This is a genomic window from Pseudomonas sp. 13159349, from assembly GCF_013305685.1.
Taxonomy (GTDB): Bacteria; Pseudomonadota; Gammaproteobacteria; order Pseudomonadales; family Pseudomonadaceae; genus Aquipseudomonas; species Aquipseudomonas asiatica.
Genome location: NZ_CP045553.1, coordinates 1,265,737 through 1,281,187 on the forward strand (window position 1 = coordinate 1,265,737; position 15,451 = coordinate 1,281,187).

The window sequence follows — 15,451 nt, forward strand, 5'->3', positions numbered from 1 at the left end:
ACTGTAATGCCAACGCCGCAACATCCGGGGCCCTGAATGAACATGGATAAGGATGGCGGGTTCGATGGCAAGCAGTGTGCACAGGCGCGAAGTGATCAGCTGGATGGGTATCGGTGCCTTGGCACCGTTGCTCGGCGCCTGCTCCGCCCTTCCTGGGCAGCAGGGCGGCAATGCCAGCTTCGACCTGCTGTACGTGGCCGACACCCTCGATGCCCGCCAGCCTGGCCAGGCCGTGGTGCCGGCCACCCGCCTGGGGCCGGTCAGCCACCTGGGCCGCGCCCCATGGATGACCGGCAGCAGTGCCAGCATCGCCTACCCGCAACTGGCGCCATTGCTCGATGCCAGCCAGGCTGCATCTGCCCAGCTGGGCGGCTATGCGGTGCTGGCGGCGTTGCTCGAGCAACTGCGCGGTGAGGCTGGGGCGGGCAACAGCCTGACCCTGGAAAACGGCCAGGGCTGGAATGGCAGTGGCCTGGCCTACCTGACCCAGGGCGAAAGCGGCCTGCAGGGCAGCCAGCTGCTGGGCAGCGAAGCGCGGGTCAGCAGTGACGAGCGCGTGCTGTGGCCACAGCGCAGCCCGGCGCTGTATCGCCAGGCTGGCACCGTTACCCTGGGCGCCGGGCTGGCAGACACACAACGCCGGGCTTTGGGCCTGGAAGCCTTGCGCGTCTTCGAACGTGGCGGTGCACGTATTGCTGTGGTCGGCGTGACCGACCCCTACGCCCAGGACCAGAAAGCCTCTCTTAAACAGTGGTACCAATCATTGCAGCCGGTGTTCGAACAGGCGCGGCGCGATGCTGACCTGGTGGTAGCCATGGCCGATGTCGGTACCGGGCCGGGCCTGTGGCTGGCCGAGCGGGTGCCGCAGATCGACGTGTTGCTGTGCGCCCGCGGCCAGGACCTGTGGCCGGCGCCGGTCGAGGTTAGCCAGGCCAGTGGCCGCCGCGTGCCGGTGCTGTTCGCCGGTTGCCGGGGCAGCGGCGCCTTCCGCCTGCGCTGCCAGCGCGTGGCCGGGCTGTGGCAGTTCGACGGGCGTTTCTTCCCAGCCTTTGAGCACCAGCTGGCACCCGCCGCGCAGCAGCGTATCGGGGCATTGCAGGCAGAATTGCGCCAGCAGCGCGCCGGCCACGCAGCCTGGCTCGACCAACCGCTGGCCCGCGCACCCCAGGCGCTGTGGCGCCGCGATACCCGAGGCGGCAGCTGGGACCGCCTGCTGCATCAGGCCCTGGCCGACGACAGCAGCATGCCGGTGTTGCTGCCGGGCCTGCGTTACGACTATCCGCTGCCCGCCGGGGCGGCCATTACCCGCGAACACCTGATCAGCCTCACCGGTGGCTACCCGGCACCGGTGGTCGAAGCTCCGGCCCGGCAGGTCGAACAAGTGCTGGAAAACGCCGCGGAGCAACTGTTCGGCGACCCGCTGCTGCTGGACAACAGCCAGGACCTGCCGCGCTGGCAGGGCCAGGCCTGGCGTGTCAGCTACAGCCCGCAAGGCAAGCGCATCAGTGGCCTGGAGCCGGTGCAGGGCCTGTGCCGCACCTTTGGCCTGCAATTCGAAAACCAGGCCGGCGAGCCGCTGTGGCAACGGGTCGAAGCCTGGCTCGCCCGCCAGGCAAGCGACTGGCAACTGGCGCCGCTGCAACTGCCCGAAGTGCGCTACGTGCAGGGGCACCCGGGCTGGCACCCAAGGCAACTGGCCTCGTGATGCTCGCCTCGCGCCTGCTGACTGGCGCTGGCCTGACCCTGGTCGGCTGGCTGGCGGCCCAGTGCGTGCTGCAACTGGGCCGCCAGCCGCAACCGGCCACTGCGCCCGCCGCGCCCGACAAGCCGCTGCCTGGCTTGATGGTCGGCCATTGGCAGGTACCCGTCAACGACGGTGCCATCGCCATCACCCGCCTGCCGTTGCAATACCTGGGTGGCCTCAAGGCCCAGCCGCTGGCCTCCAGCGTGGTGGTGCTGCGCTATGGCGAACAGGTGCGCACCTTGGCCCGCGGCCAGCGCCTGGCGCCAGGGATCGTGCTGCAGGACATCGACAGCGATGGCCTGATTTTCAACAACCAGGGGCGGCGTGAACGCCTGCCCTGGCCGCCACGCCCCGCCGTGACCGGCTTCAAGCGGCAAGGATGAACGATGCCTGTTAGATATTGCGTGGCGGCCGCACTGAGCCTGGCCCTGTCCATGGCCTGTGCTGAAGAGCCGGTGTTCGACGACAACGGTACGCCGATGTACGAGGTGAACTTCGTCGACACCGAACTGGGCGAGTTCATCGACAGCGTGTCGCGCATCACCGGCACCACCTTCATCGTCGACCCCCGGGTCAAGGGCAAGGTCACCGTGCGCACCGTCGACCTGCACGACGCCGATGCCATCTACGACATCTTTCTGGCCCAGCTGCGCGCCCAGGGCTACGCCACTGTCGACCTGCCCAATGGCAGCGTGAAGATCGTTCCCGACCAGGCCGCTCGCCTGGAGCCTGTGCCGGTGGAGGCGGGAGGGCAGCAGGGGGAAGGCAGCGACAGTGTGGCTACGCGGGTATTCAATGTGCGTAACGCCGCCAGCGAGCAGGTGCTGGGCATTCTCAAGCCCCTGATCGACCCACGGGTCGGTGTGATCACACCTTATCCGGCGGCGCACCAGTTGGTAGTTACCGACTGGCGCAGCAACCTGGAACGTATCGCCAGCTTGCTGCGCCAGCTTGACCGCCCCCAGGACGCACCAGGCAGTGGCAGTACCCAGGTCATCTACCTGCGCCATGCCAATGCTGGCGAAGTGGTCAAGGTGTTGCGTGGGCTCAGCCAGGAAGGCATGGCGCCCTCTGAAGGTGCGGGCGAAGCAGAGGGCAAGGAAAGGCCCGTAGTGCCTGTCGCCGGGGGGGCGGGCATCCGCCTGGAATACGAAGAAGGCACCAACGCCGTGGTCATGGTCGGCCCCGACAGCGAGCTGGCCGCTTACCGCGCCATCGTCGAGCAGCTGGACATCCGCCGTGCCCAGGTAGTGGTGGAAGCGATCATCGCCGAGGTGTCCGACAGCAGCGCCCAGGAGCTGGGCGTGCAGTGGCTGTTCGCTGACGAGAAGTTCGGTGCCGGCATCGTCAACTTCGGTAGCAACGGGGTAAACATCGCCAGCATCGCAGGGGCCGCTGCCAGCGGCGACAACGAGGCCCTTGGCGATTTGCTGTCCAGCACCACCGGCGCCATGGCGGGTATCGGCCATTTCGGCGGCGGCTTCAACTTCGCCATGCTGGTCAACGCGCTGAAGGGCAAGAGCGGCTTCAACCTGCTGTCCACGCCCACCCTGCTGACCCTGGACAACGCCGAGGCGTCGATCCTGGTCGGCCAGGAAGTGCCCTTCGTCACCGGATCGGTGACGCAGAACAACGCCAACCCGTACCAGACCATCGAGCGCAAGGAAGTCGGGGTGAAGCTGCGCATCAAGCCGCAGATCAACATCGACAACAGCGTGCGCCTGGACATCGTCCAGGAAGTGTCGTCGATTGCCGACACCACGGCTGCCAGCGACGTGATCACCAACAAGCGCGAGATCAAGACCAAGGTCATGGTCGAGGACAACGGCCTGGTGATCCTCGGCGGCCTGATCAGCGACGAACTGAGCACCAGCGACCAGCGTGTGCCGCTGCTTGGCGATATCCCTTACCTGGGCCGGCTGTTCCGCTCCGACGCCACGAAGAACACCAAGCAGAACCTGATGGTGTTCATCCGCCCGCGCATCCTGCGTGACGGGCCGAGCCTGGCCGGGCTCAGCGAAGACAAGTACCGCACCTTGCAGCAGACCACGCCGCTGCAGTTGCCCGACCTGGCGGATGCGCAAAACGCTACGCCGCTGTTGCAGGTGTTCCCCTCCAGCCGCGCACGGCTGGAAGGCGGTGACTGGTGATGCTGCCTTATCGCCAGGCACGGCAGAGCGGGGTGGCCATGGCCCCTGCGGAGCAGGGCTGGCAGCTATGGTTGCGGCACGACGCCGACAGCGCCCAATTGCAAGAGCTGCTGCGCGTGCACGGCCAGCCCAGCCTGCTCGAATACCTGGAGCCTGCACTGTTCGACGAACGCCTCGGCCAGCTGTACCAGGCCGGCGATGCCGCCACCGAGGCGCTGATCGAAGGCATCGGCGACCAGGTCGACCTGGACAGCCTGATGAGCGAAATGCCGCGCATCGAGGACCTGCTGGAAAGCGACGACGAAGCCCCGGTAATCCGCCTGATCAACGGCCTGTTCGGCCAGGCCCTGCGCCTGCGTGCCTCGGACATTCACATAGAAACCTTCGAGCAGAGCCTGGTGGTGCGCTTGCGTGTCGATGGCCACCTGCGCGAAGTGTTGCGCCCACCGCGTGCGTTGTCGGCCATGCTGGTGTCGCGGATCAAGGTCATGGCCCGTCTGGACATCGCCGAAAAGCGCCAGCCCCAGGATGGCCGTATCACCCTGCGTGCGGCGGGGCGCGAAGTGGATGTGCGGGTCTCGACCCTGCCCGGCATCCACGGCGAACGGGTGGTGATGCGCGTGCTCGACAAGCAGGCCAACCTGCTGGCGCTGGGCAACCTGGGCATGCCGGCGGCGGTGTTGCAGGGCCTGCGCAGTTGCCTGGCACGGCCCAACGGCATCGTGCTGTCCACGGGGCCGACCGGTTCGGGCAAGACCACGACCCTGTATGCCAGCCTCAACAGCCTCAACGACGGCAGCCGCAACATCCTCACGGTCGAGGACCCGGTGGAATACGCTATCGCCGGCATCGGCCAGACTGCCATCAACCCGCGTGCCGGGCTGACCTTTGCCAGCGGCCTGCGCGCCATCCTGCGCCAGGACCCGGACGTGATCATGCTCGGCGAAATCCGTGACCAGGAGACCGCGCAGATCGCCGTGCAGGCCAGCCTCACCGGCCACCTGGTGTTGTCCACGCTGCACACCAACAGTGCGGTGGGTGCGGTGACCCGCCTGCGCGACATGGGCATCGAACCGTTCCTGATTGCCTCGTGCCTGCGCGGCGTACTGGCCCAGCGCCTGGTGCGGCGCTTGTGCAGTTGCGCCGTGGCGCACCCGCTGCAGCCGGCGGAACGCGACCTGTGGCCCGAGCTGGCGGCGCTGGGCAGCAGCTACCACGCGGTGGGCTGCGAGCAGTGCCAGGGCAGCGGGTATGTCGGGCGCCTGGGCCTGTATGAATTCATCGAGCTGGATGCCGGGCTGATCGGCCTGTTGTACGACGGCGCCAGCGAACTGGCCATGCAGGACTACCTGGCCGAGCGCCGGCAGAGCCTGGTGGCGATGGCCAGTGACTGCCTGGCCCGTGGCGAGACCAGCCTGGCCGAAGTACTACGCGTGGTGCAGGGCTGAGCCATGCCGACCTATCGCTACCAGGCCGTCGACCTCGCCGGCAAGACCCACAAGGCCAGCTTGCAGGCCGACAGCGAACGTCATGCCCGCCAGTTGTTGCGTGAGCAGGGCCTGTTCGCCCGCCGCTTGCAGCGTCACGAAGCCGGCACCCGGCAACCCCGGCGCCAGCGCCTGAGCCGCGCCCAGCTATGCGAACTGACTCGTCAGCTGGCCACCCTGACCGGTGCCGGTATCCCTCTGGTCGACGCCCTGGCTACCCTGGAACGGCAACTGCGCCAGCCCGCCTTGCACAGTGTGCTGGTGGCCTTGCGCGGCTCGTTGGCCGAAGGCCTGGGCCTGGCTCGCAGCCTGGCACGTCAGGGGGCACCGTTTACCGGCCTGTACTGCGCGCTGGTCGAGGCCGGCGAGCGGTCCGGTCGCCTGGCCCAGGTGCTGACCCGCCTCGCTGACCACCTGGAGCAGGTTCAACGACAGCAGCACAAGGCACGTACCGCGCTGATCTACCCCACCGTGTTGATGGGGGTGTCGCTTGCCGTGGTGGTAGGCCTGATGACCTTCGTCGTACCCAAGCTCACCGAACAGTTCGCCCATGCCGGGCAAAGCCTGCCGCTCATTACCTCGTTGCTGATCGGCCTGAGCCAAGGGCTGGTGCAGGCCGGGCCCTGGCTTTTGGCGCTGGCCCTGTTGCTTGGCGCGCTCGGCGGCTGGTTGCTGCGCAAGCCGCACTGGTGCCTGCGCCGTGACCAGCTGCTGCTACGCCTGCCACATATAGGCAACCTGCTGCAGGTGCTGGAAAGCGCGCGCCTGGCACGCAGCCTGGCAATCCTCAGCGGCAGTGGCGTGGCCCTGCTCGAAGCCCTGCAAGTGGCCACCGAAACCGTCGGCAACCGCCGTATCCGCCTGGCCATGGAGCAGGTGCGCCAGCAAGTTCAGGGCGGCACCAGCCTGCATCGCGCGCTGGATGCCTGCCAGCAGTTCCCGCCGCTGCTGGTGAACATGGTCGGCAGCGGCGAGGCCAGCGGCACCCTGGCCGACATGCTCGAGCGCGTGGCCGATGACCAGGAGCGCGGCTTCGCCCGCCAGGTCGATACCGCCATGGCGCTGTTCGAACCCCTGATGATCCTGGTGATGGGCGCCGTGGTGCTGTTCATCGTGCTGGCGGTGCTGTTGCCGATCATGCAACTCAACCAGGGCCTGCAACTGTGACGACAAGGAGTACTGCCATGCAGCATCGACGTAACCGCCAGCGCGGTTTCACCCTCATGGAAATCATGGTGGTGATCTTCATCATCGGCCTGCTCATCGCCGTGGTCGCGCCCAGCGTGCTGGGCAACCAGGACAAGGCCATGAAGCAGAAGGTGATGGCCGACCTGGCCACCCTGGAGCAAGCGCTGGACATGTACCGCCTGGACAACCTGCGCTTCCCCAGTAGCGAGCAGGGCCTGGCCGCGCTGGTGAAAAAGCCGGCCCAGGAGCCGCTGCCACGGGCCTGGCGCAGCGACGGCTACGTGCGCCGCCTGCCGGAAGACCCATGGGGCACCCCTTACCAGTACCGCATGCCCGGCGAACATGGCCGGGTCGACGTGTACTCGCTGGGTGCCGACGGGCTGCCGGGCGGCGAAGGCCAGGATGCCGACCTGGGTAACTGGGAACTGTAACGGGTGCGTCGTCAGCGGGGCTTCAGCCTGATCGAATTGCTGGTGGTGCTGGCTATCGCCGGGCTGATGACCGGATTGGCGGTGGCCGGGTTCGGCAACAGCCAGGCCAGTGTCGACCAGGCGCTGCAACGGCTGGCGAGCGAGGCCCGGTCGCAGGCCGCGCTGGCCCGGCATGCCGGGCAGCTGCGCGGGCTGCGCTGGAATGGCCAGCGTCCGGAGTTCGTCCGGCGCGAGGGTAATGGCTGGGTGGTCGAGGCAGTCGCCCTTGGTGACTGGCCCAAGGGGCTGCGCCCGGACTGGCCGGCCAGCCCGCAGCCGCGCCTGTTGTTCACCCCACATGGCTGGGCGCAACCAGGCAAGGTGCGCTGGCGTTGGGCCGATGGCAGCCAGCAATGGGCCTGGAGCCGCGATGGCCGCATGCAGGTGGTGGTCGCCCCATGAAGCGGCATCAGCGTGGCTTCACCCTGCTGGAGGTAACCGTGGCCCTGGCGATTGCCGCGGTGCTGGCGGTGATCACCAGCCAGGTTTTGCGCCAGCGCCTGGCGGTGCAGGACAACCTGCAGCAACACCGCCTTGGCCTGCTATGCGCGCGAGAACTGCAAACCCGCTTTGCCGTCGAGCAGTACTGGCCAACTGAAAACCAGGTTGGCGGTGAACTGAGCCAGGGCGGCCAGCGCTGCCACTGGCAACTGCAACTGCGCCGCACCGGCGTACGCGACCTGCGCCGTGGCGAGCTGCTGTTGTTCGCCGACCGCGACCAGCGCCTGCCGCTAGGCCAGTACACCGTGTTTCTGGAGCGGCCATGAGTTACAGAGATCGTGAAGCGTGCGCGGTCCCTGTAGGAGCGGGTTTACCCGCGAAGCAGGCACCGCGGTGCATGGCACCGGCTTCGCCGGTGTTCGCGGGTGAACCCGCTCCCACAGATGCCCAGTTCCCCCCCCCGCGCAGATGTCTACCCACGAGGCACCGCCAGGCCGGCCTTACCCTGATCGAGCTGATGGTAGCCCTGGCACTTACCGCCGTGCTCGGCATCATGCTCGCCGCCCTGGTCAACGGCTGGCTCAAGGTTCGCGAACGCCTGCAGGTCACCAACCAGGAAACCTCGGTATTGGATTTCTGCCTGGCCCTGGAGCGTCGCTTCGACAGCCCGGTAATGCGCCGTGTCTACGACCAGCGCCTGCCCTTGGCCAGGCGCTGGCTGGACTGGCAACCGGCAAGCAACCAGTTGCTCTGGGTCGCCATCACCGGCATGCCGGAAGCCGAAGGCGGCTCGCGCCTGCAGCGCCAGCGCCTGCGCTTCGAGGCGCGTGAGCAGCGCCTGCTGCTGGAAAGCTCGGCCGATCTCTATGCCGCCGCCGCCCCACGCTGGGTCCAGCGCGAGCGGCTCGACCGGGTCAGCGCCATGAATGTTCTTTATTACCAGGGCGGCCGCTGGCTGGCCTGGCCTTCCGACCAACCTACGCACCCCGGCCGTGGCGTGCGTCTGGAACTGCAGCGTGACGGAGCACCCTATGTCTGCACTTTCGCCCTCCCGTGGGGGCGCTCATGAAGTTTGAATGGCGGCGGCGCAGCCCGGCCCAGTCGTGGCTGTTGCTGCGACCGGGCGTTGTCTGGCACTGGGCGCTGGCCGAGGGCGGCCTTGTGCAACGCCATGGGCAGGGCGAGCCCCCGGCGAACCTGCAAGCCCGTGTGGCGTTGATCCTGCCTGCCGAGACCTGCAGCTACTTCCGCGTGCCGGCACCGCCGGGGCTCAAGCGTGAAGAATGGCCGCTGTTGCTCGAAGACCGCTTGCTGCAGGCAGTCGACGAGGTGACATGCGCCTGCCTGGCCCGCGAGCCCGGCCATCTTCGGTTACTGGTAGTGGCTCGTCAGCAACTGGAGGACTGGCGCGGGCAGTGCGCCGAATGGGGCTTGCAGGTGGCACGTTGCTGGGCAGAACTACAGCTGCTGCCGCCCCCCGAGGCGGGAAATGCCTGGCAATGGCAGCGCACACCCGGCATGTATTTGTACAAAGGGCTGGCCGAAGACAGGCAGGAGCACTGGCTGGCCTGGCCGGATGCACTGGGCGAGGTGCCACGGCAGCCGTGGGCGGAGCTGCAAAAGGTTTCGCTGAGCGGAGACTGGCCCAGTACGCTGGCACCGCTCGATTTATTGCCAGGCCTGTTCGAGCGTACCCGCAAGGTGCGTTCGCTGCCGGTGGTTTCCCGGCCACAGCAACGGCTGCTCGCGGCCTGCCTGGTACTGGCTGCCGTCTGGGGCGGGCTGTGGTTGAACAAGCAGTGGGCCCAGGCGCAACTCTGGCGCAGCCAGGTCATCGCCGTGACCGGTGAGCAGGCCAGCCCCCGGCACGCCGCGCAGGCCCTCAAGCGCCTGCGCGAAAGTGAACTACAACAGCAACTGCGTACACGACAGCTTGAAGACTTGCAGGCGGCGCTGCAGACATGGCTGCGTGACCATCCCGGCTGGCACTTGCAAGCGGTACGTTTCGACGGCCAGCGTTGGCACCTGCGGCTGGAGGGTGACGGCAGTACGCCGCCATGGAGCGACATGGCGACAGCTGCCGGGGCCTCCGTTCAGGTGCAGGACGGCCAAGTGATGTTCGACCTGGGAGCCGCCTCATGAACCGGAACTGGATACAGCGTCACCGTTTGAAGTTCGCCTGGCTACTGATTGCTGTTTTGCTGGCTTTCCTGGCCCTGCGCGCAGGCCTTGCGCAATGGCGCGAGCTCAGCCAGTGGCGCGGGCTGGCCGAACAGGCCGCCAGCCTTCAAGGCGGCCCGGGGTTGAGCCTGGAGCGGCTACACCAGTCGGCCCAGGCGCGGCAGATCGAACTGGCCGAGGTCGATGCGCAGGGCAAGACCTGGCAACTGCGTGGGCAGGTGGCCGACGAGCGAGTGCTGCAAGGCTGGTTGCAGACCCTGCGTGCAGAAGGCGTACAGCCATTGCAGTGGGGGCTGGAACAGCATGAAAAGAGATTGCGCTTCGACCTGGTGGTGCGGCCATGAGCCGAAGAAGTGTGGCGTGGGTGCTGTTGGTATTCACCGTGACATTGCTGGTGGAACTGCCGGCCAGCTGGGTGGTGCGCGGGATAGGCCTGCCAGCGCGTGAGGTCAGCGGCAGCCTGTGGCAAGGCCAGGCGCAGCAACTGGGGCCGGTCGGGCCATTGCGTTGGGCGGTGCAGCCCTGGCGCTTGCAGGCGGATGCACAGCTGGGCTTCCAGGGCCAGGCCTGGCAGTTGCGCGCCGAAGGCTGGCCATGGCGCTGGCGGTTGGGGGCGACGGCCATGGGCGCCCAGGCGACGGTGACGACGGATTTCCGCTTGGCCGGCCAGTGGCAAGGCGCGTTGCGGGTGCAGGGAGCAGGGCGGCAATGCCGTGCCAGCGAAGGCCGCATCGCGGTAACCGACCTTGCCTTGAGCGAGCCCTGGTCACTGGGCCTGGGGCAGGGCTGGCTGGAAATGGACTGCCGCAGCGGCTGGCACCTGCGCGGGCAGTTGGCGCAGCCGGGGCAGCATCTGTTGGCCGTGGATGCTGACCTGCCAGCGCGACGGGCGCAAGTGGTGGTGGAGTTGCAGCCAGAAGCGGCGCTGACGCCTTTGCTGCGTGGCGTGCAGTGGCTTGGGCCGCAGGCGCTGGCAGGGCAGCGGGATTTGCGCTGGTAGACAGGTGTTATCGCCGGCAAGCTGGCTCGGCTCCTACAACTTATCCAATCGACTCTGACCCGTCCTTTGTAGGAGCAGCCTTGTGCTGCGAAGAGGCCGGTACGAGCAATAATCAGGCTTTGTCAGTACCAACCTCTTCGCAGCACAAGGCTGCTCCTATAAAAACTCACTGAACCAATGAGTTCCATGAGAGCGGGTTTATCCGCGAACACGGGCGAAGCCCGTGCCCTCCAGCGCGGCGCCTGCCTCAGTTTTTCTTGCCCTGCACACTCGAAGCCCACTGCTCACTGCGATTGTGCCCACTGGTCCTCAACAACCCAAGGTCCAGTGCATTTTCCCCATCCGCCGCACCCTTGCCCTTGGCCAGCTCGGCCACCGCCGTGCCCAGGTCCACCGGTGAGTTGGACGCATCGATCGACACATCCCGGCGATAGTCGTTACCGCTCAGTGTTTCCCGGCTAACCGAGTTGGCGTCGAGTACCACATCGCCTTTGGCCGACTGCAAGCGTGCCCCCACCAGGTGAGCGTTGCCACCAACCTGCAGGTCGATGCCGTCGCTACCTTTGAGCGTGGCCTGCTGGCCTACGCTGTCGCGCTGCGCGTGCGACACGTCGAGGCTGAAAGTGGGCGAGAGCCCCGGGTCTGCCTTGCTCAGGGCGGAGCCAGCTTTTTCATTCACCTTGCTCCCCAGCGGCCCTGCCACCGAAGTGGCCGCGTTGACGTAGCCCCGCGGGTTTTTCTCCTGGCTCAGGCGGGCATCACCTTTCACGCTCAGGGTATCGACGCTGTCCTTGCGGCTGGCGATACGCAGGTCGCCATCGATCATTCCCTTGATATGCCCAGCCTCCACGTTGGCGCCTTCGAGGCGGGTATCGCCGCGGCTTTGCAAGTCGATGCGCTCGGCGCGCAGGTCGCTGGCATTCCAGGTGAGGTTGTCGCGCTTGTCGAGCTCCACTTTGACGCGGCCATGCAGGCCGCGAGTATCGAGCGCGCCCTTGGCCATGTCGAAGCCGGCACCGGCGGTGATGTCGAGGTTGTCACGTCGCTCCTGGCTGGATGACGCTTCCACCAGCATGCCCCCATTCGATGCGTCGAGGGTTATTTGTTCGGCCGAAGCCTGCAGGCCCTCAAGGTGCAGGGCGACATTCTCGCGGGCGCTGCTGCCCAGGGTCACTGTGCCGTTGCTTGCGAACAGGGCATTCACCGCCTGGCGTGCCGCTTCGTCCTGCTTGCCGTGGCTGAAGTGGCCGCCGATGGCGCCGCCCTTGGTGTTGCCAGCCTTGACCGCCAGCTCCACGCCCCCGCCCAACTTGGCGCCGGTAGCGTTCTGGGTATCGCTGGCTGCCTTGACCTGTAGCCGGCCGCCGCTTTGCAGTTGTATGTCGCCAGTCTTGGCCTCACGGCTGCCAATGCGGGTGCCTTCGAGCAACAGGTCGCCGCCACTGCTCAGCTGTACCTGGCCCTTGGCGTCGATCTGCGCCACCTGGGCCTTGCGCTGTGTGCTCTGGTTCTGGCCATGGTCGAGGTAGCCCCGGCCATCGACGCCGGTGCTGCCCGGGCGGTTGCCGACCTTGGCCCAGGCATTGCCGTCGAGCTGGCGTGACTGCTGTTCGACCTGGTCGGTTGCCTGGGGCAATGTCAGCGAACCGGCACTGCTCATGACCACGCTGCCTTCACCGCCATCGATGCGCGTCCCTTCATAATGCCCTGAGCTGCCCAGTTGCACCTGGATGCCCTGTTGCCCATACAGGCTGCCGGGTACGGCGCTGCTGGCGCTGTCCTTTTTGTCCAGCGAGCCGCCTTTGCCGGCAGCGCGTACATTGAGGTCTTCGCCGGTGCTGGTGTCCAGGCGAACATCGCCGCCGTAGGCCAGGCGTTGCACGGTATTTTCCTGGGTGTTCTCGGCAGCCTGCATCTGGTGTTGTCGGGCCTCGATCTTCAGCTTGCCGGCGTTGGCGCGCCAGGCGGTGCCCTGGTCGGTGATGTTGTCGGCCTTGACTTCGACCTTGGCCCCGGACAACTCGCTCACCTGGGCAAAGCCGCGGCGCTGGTTTTCCAGGCGCTTGATGTGCTCCACGGTCATGTCGGCGCCAACGCTGGGTGGCGCCATGGCGTCTTCGGGGGAGGCTTGCTGGAAGCGTGCGGCTTCTTCGCCCAGCACCAGGCGTTCGATGGGGCGGGTAAGGTCGCGATACTCGACACTGGCGCCGAGGCTGCCCGACCAGTCGTCACGGCTTTGTTCACGTTCCTCGATATCCTGCATCGCGCGGTTGTCGATGCGTTTGGCCGTTACCTGCAGAGTGTTGCCAGCCTTGACGCGTGCGGCCTCGGTGACCAGTTCATCGCCTTTGAGCTTCAGGTCGCCGCTGGCCTGCAATGTGCTGCGTTGCGCCTTGCTGTCGCGTTCAGTCTGCACCTGGCGGTTGTGATGGCCTTCGAACAAGCTGCCCAGCCGATCGATGCCGCCGGTCACCGTCAAGCCGCCGCCACTCTGGGTGGTGCTGGTGGTGGTGTCGTGGTCATTGCGGGTTGCCCCCAGGGTCACCTTTTGGGCCTGCACATCAAGGTCGCCTGCGGCGGCTTTCACCGTGGAACCGTTGACTTGCAGGTGGGCCCTGCTGCCAAGGCTCACCGAGGCGCCCTCGAGCTCACTGGCGACCTGGCTGGTGGTGCGCTGCCTGCTGCTGGTGGTGGCAACGTCATAGGCAATGCCGGCCGAATACTGGCGGGACTCGGGCTTGCCATCCTCGGCCTCCTGGGTCTGCTTGGCGCTGGTAGTGAAACCACGTTGCTGGTTACGGGTTTCGCGCTCGTCAACCGCTTGCGCGCTGGTAATCAGCAGGTCGCCCTTGGCCTCTACCTGCAGGTGCTCACCCGCTACGATCTTGGCCCCCTGGATGCGCATTTCCTCGGCGCTGGCCAGGCGCAGATTGGTGGCCGAGCTGACGTCGCTGGTAAGCACCTGTTGCGTACGCTCGGTGTTCTCGCGGTCGCTGCCAATCAGGCCGAACAGCTTGCTGTCGCTGGTACGGTCGGTAGAGGTGGTTCGACCATGGTCGGCTTCGATGGCCAGTGCACCTTTTGTGCTGTAGAGCACCGAGTCCTCCTTGCCGAATACGGTACTGCCCTTGATGGCTACCTGGTCAGCTGTCACGGTAAGCTTGCCATCCGCCGTGACACTGCTGCCGGCAACGGCCTGGCCTTCGCTGTCGTTACCCTTGCGGTCGCCAAAGAAGGTGCCGGATACCAGGTCGCCGCGATAGTCGCGCCGGGTACCGCGCTGCTGCAGGGCGGTGGTAGCGATGTTTGCCTCCTTGGCTTCTATCGCCATGTCGCCGCGGCTGTGCAGGCTGCTCCCCTTCACATCGACAGTATTCTTGGCCTTGAGCGTCATGCGCTGGGCCTGGAGCGCACTGCCTTGTGCGGTTTCCTTGTACTGGTCGGTATCACTGTCACCGCGCCACAAGTCCTTGCGGTGGCGAACCTGCTCTTCGGTGTGTTGGCTGTCGATGCCGGCAGCGATGGCCAGGTTGGCGCCGCTGTCGAGGGTCAGCTCATTGCCAGCATCCACCTTGGCAGCCACCAGGCGCATGTCGTCAGCGGATTGCAGCAGCACGCTGTCCTTGCCTTGCAAGCGGCTGCCCTGTTGCTGCTGCTGGGTGGTGGTAGTTTCGCGGTTGTAGGTTTCGCGGGTGACGAACAGGAACTTCTTGTTCCAGCTGTCGCTGTCGCGCTCGATGTTCTCGCGGGTTGTGGCATCCAGCGTGAGCTTCTTGCCCGCCTTGGCCTCGATTCGCCGAGCCTGCCCATCGACGGTTTCGAGTGTCAGGTCATCGGCAGCGGTCAGCCGCAGATCGCCCTGTTCGCTGTGCAGTTCGACGGGGCTGTCGGCCTTGCCGCTGACCTGCAGGGCGCCGGCCGACTGGATGTCGACCCCGTCGATGCCAAGCAGTTGCGATGCCCCCACACGCACACCAGCACCTTCTGCGGTGCTCACCACGCGAATGCGCCCGGCGCGCATGGCACCGAACAGGCTGGCATCGATGCTGGAAGGGGTACCGGGCAGGTGCTCGACAATTTCGCCGCTGCTGCTGTCGATACGGTTGCGACCCACTGTGATATCGATGGAGTTGCGCGCCATCAGCAGCCCTTTGCTGTCCACGCGCGGGGCAATCAGCTCGAGGGCGCCGTTGGGGTTTCGCTGGCCGCCCTCGAGCACTTGCAGGGTACCGCTGGCGTTCAGCGTGTCGAGATACTTCAGTTGCTGGCCCTCGAACTCGGGGGTACCCACCACGAAGCCGGCGCGCGTGGTGTTGATGAAACTGCCGCCGTTGAGGGTGATGCCATTGGGGTTGGCCAGGATGTAGTCGGCTGGGCGGCCAAAGATTTCCTGTGGCCCTTCGATCAGCGAGGCGTTGCGGCTGACCACCTCGTTGAGGATGGTCGAGGCGGCCTGGCCCTGAAATTGCGGGTTGGCCGCCAGGGCACCGGCCAGTTCCGACTGCCCGGCCTGGGTGGCATTGTTCAGCACCAGCCCTGAACGGTCGACGTTGTAGTCGAGGAACTGGTTGTGTGACAGCCCGTTGGCGTTTGGCGCGACAATATCGATGACCGGGACGCCGTGGCCGTCGTTGATGACCGGTGTACCGCCGGGGCCGCTGGTTGCTGCCAGGCCGCCCTGGGCCAGTGCGGCGCCGGGCCCGAGCAGGCCGAGGAAGATGGCCCAGCGCAAGATATCCGGGCGGGAATACGGTGACTGCGAGAGTGTTTGCATGTTCTCGTTCTCTTTG

General features: G+C 66.5%; 13 protein-coding genes. 12 read left to right on the forward strand and 1 reads right to left on the reverse strand.

Annotated elements, in window-relative coordinates:
* The first annotated feature begins 64 nt into the window (after positions 1–64).
* From GEV38_RS05880 to GEV38_RS05935, 12 genes are all read left to right on the forward strand, one after another.
* Positions 65–1,705, forward strand: a complete 1,641-nt coding sequence (locus GEV38_RS05880) for a hypothetical protein (protein ID WP_054573197.1) — start codon at positions 65–67, stop codon at positions 1,703–1,705.
* Positions 1,702–2,127: a pilus assembly protein PilZ gene (locus GEV38_RS05885; RefSeq protein WP_170976270.1), complete on the forward strand. Its 426-nt coding sequence runs from the start codon at positions 1,702–1,704 to the stop codon at positions 2,125–2,127. Before GEV38_RS05880 ends, GEV38_RS05885 begins: the two co-directional genes overlap by 4 nt.
* 3 nt (positions 2,128–2,130) lie before the next feature.
* On the forward strand, positions 2,131–3,894 hold the full coding sequence (gene gspD, locus GEV38_RS05890; RefSeq protein WP_173585793.1) for a type II secretion system secretin GspD: 1,764 nt from the start codon (positions 2,131–2,133) through the stop codon (positions 3,892–3,894).
* Positions 3,894–5,342: a GspE/PulE family protein gene (locus GEV38_RS05895; RefSeq protein WP_054573198.1), complete on the forward strand. Its 1,449-nt coding sequence runs from the start codon at positions 3,894–3,896 to the stop codon at positions 5,340–5,342. The genes gspD and GEV38_RS05895 overlap by 1 nt, the downstream gene beginning before the upstream one ends.
* Before the next feature lie 3 nt (positions 5,343–5,345).
* Positions 5,346–6,548: a type II secretion system inner membrane protein GspF gene (gene gspF / locus GEV38_RS05900; RefSeq protein ID WP_015269124.1), complete on the forward strand. Its 1,203-nt coding sequence runs from the start codon at positions 5,346–5,348 to the stop codon at positions 6,546–6,548.
* Positions 6,549–6,565: 17 nt separating this feature from the next.
* The gene (gene gspG / locus GEV38_RS05905; RefSeq protein WP_013971171.1) at positions 6,566–7,000 is read left to right on the forward strand and encodes a type II secretion system major pseudopilin GspG; all 435 of its coding nucleotides are present in this window, start codon (positions 6,566–6,568) and stop codon (positions 6,998–7,000) included.
* A 3-nt stretch (positions 7,001–7,003) separates the two neighbouring features.
* Positions 7,004–7,441, forward strand: a complete 438-nt coding sequence (gspH, locus tag GEV38_RS05910; protein WP_015269125.1) for a type II secretion system minor pseudopilin GspH — start codon at positions 7,004–7,006, stop codon at positions 7,439–7,441.
* Positions 7,438–7,806, forward strand: coding sequence for a type II secretion system protein GspI (locus tag GEV38_RS05915; RefSeq protein ID WP_054573199.1), 369 nt, complete (start codon positions 7,438–7,440; stop codon positions 7,804–7,806). The genes gspH and GEV38_RS05915 overlap by 4 nt, the downstream gene beginning before the upstream one ends.
* Before the next feature lie 71 nt (positions 7,807–7,877).
* Positions 7,878–8,549, forward strand: coding sequence for a prepilin-type N-terminal cleavage/methylation domain-containing protein (locus tag GEV38_RS05920; protein ID WP_081013997.1), 672 nt, complete (start codon positions 7,878–7,880; stop codon positions 8,547–8,549).
* Positions 8,546–9,622, forward strand: coding sequence for a type II secretion system protein GspL (gene gspL, locus GEV38_RS05925; protein WP_015269128.1), 1,077 nt, complete (start codon positions 8,546–8,548; stop codon positions 9,620–9,622). The genes GEV38_RS05920 and gspL overlap by 4 nt, the downstream gene beginning before the upstream one ends.
* Positions 9,619–10,005: a type II secretion system protein GspM gene (gene gspM, locus GEV38_RS05930; protein ID WP_015269129.1), complete on the forward strand. Its 387-nt coding sequence runs from the start codon at positions 9,619–9,621 to the stop codon at positions 10,003–10,005. The genes gspL and gspM overlap by 4 nt, the downstream gene beginning before the upstream one ends.
* Positions 10,002–10,661, forward strand: coding sequence for a general secretion pathway protein GspN (locus GEV38_RS05935; protein ID WP_043935376.1), 660 nt, complete (start codon positions 10,002–10,004; stop codon positions 10,659–10,661). Before gspM ends, GEV38_RS05935 begins: the two co-directional genes overlap by 4 nt.
* Positions 10,662–10,908: 247 nt before the next feature.
* Here GEV38_RS05935 and GEV38_RS05940 read toward each other — a convergent pair whose 3' ends face one another.
* A complete protein-coding gene (locus tag GEV38_RS05940; protein ID WP_054573201.1) occupies positions 10,909–15,435 on the reverse strand; it encodes a hemagglutinin repeat-containing protein in 4,527 nt (1,508 codons plus the stop codon).
* Positions 15,436–15,451: the final 16 nt, after the last annotated feature.

What these genes read in the sequence shown, in the direction of transcription:
- GEV38_RS05920 (WP_081013997.1), top strand. Translation starts at nt 7,878, where the DNA reads ATGGCACCGGCTTCGCCGGTGTTCGCGGGTGAACCCGCTCCCACAGAT.
- GEV38_RS05915 (WP_054573199.1), top strand. Translation starts at nt 7,438, where the DNA reads ATGAAGCGGCATCAGCGTGGCTTCACCCTGCTGGAGGTAACCGTGGCC.
- GEV38_RS05880 (WP_054573197.1), top strand. Translation starts at nt 65, where the DNA reads ATGGCAAGCAGTGTGCACAGGCGCGAAGTGATCAGCTGGATGGGTATC.
- gspF (WP_015269124.1), top strand. Translation starts at nt 5,346, where the DNA reads ATGCCGACCTATCGCTACCAGGCCGTCGACCTCGCCGGCAAGACCCAC.
- gspM (WP_015269129.1), top strand. Translation starts at nt 9,619, where the DNA reads ATGAACCGGAACTGGATACAGCGTCACCGTTTGAAGTTCGCCTGGCTA.
- gspL (WP_015269128.1), top strand. Translation starts at nt 8,546, where the DNA reads ATGAAGTTTGAATGGCGGCGGCGCAGCCCGGCCCAGTCGTGGCTGTTG.
- GEV38_RS05935 (WP_043935376.1), top strand. Translation starts at nt 10,002, where the DNA reads ATGAGCCGAAGAAGTGTGGCGTGGGTGCTGTTGGTATTCACCGTGACA.
- GEV38_RS05940 (WP_054573201.1), bottom strand. Translation starts at nt 15,435, where the DNA reads ATGCAAACACTCTCGCAGTCACCGTATTCCCGCCCGGATATCTTGCGC.
- GEV38_RS05895 (WP_054573198.1), top strand. Translation starts at nt 3,894, where the DNA reads ATGCTGCCTTATCGCCAGGCACGGCAGAGCGGGGTGGCCATGGCCCCT.
- gspG (WP_013971171.1), top strand. Translation starts at nt 6,566, where the DNA reads ATGCAGCATCGACGTAACCGCCAGCGCGGTTTCACCCTCATGGAAATC.
- gspD (WP_173585793.1), top strand. Translation starts at nt 2,131, where the DNA reads ATGCCTGTTAGATATTGCGTGGCGGCCGCACTGAGCCTGGCCCTGTCC.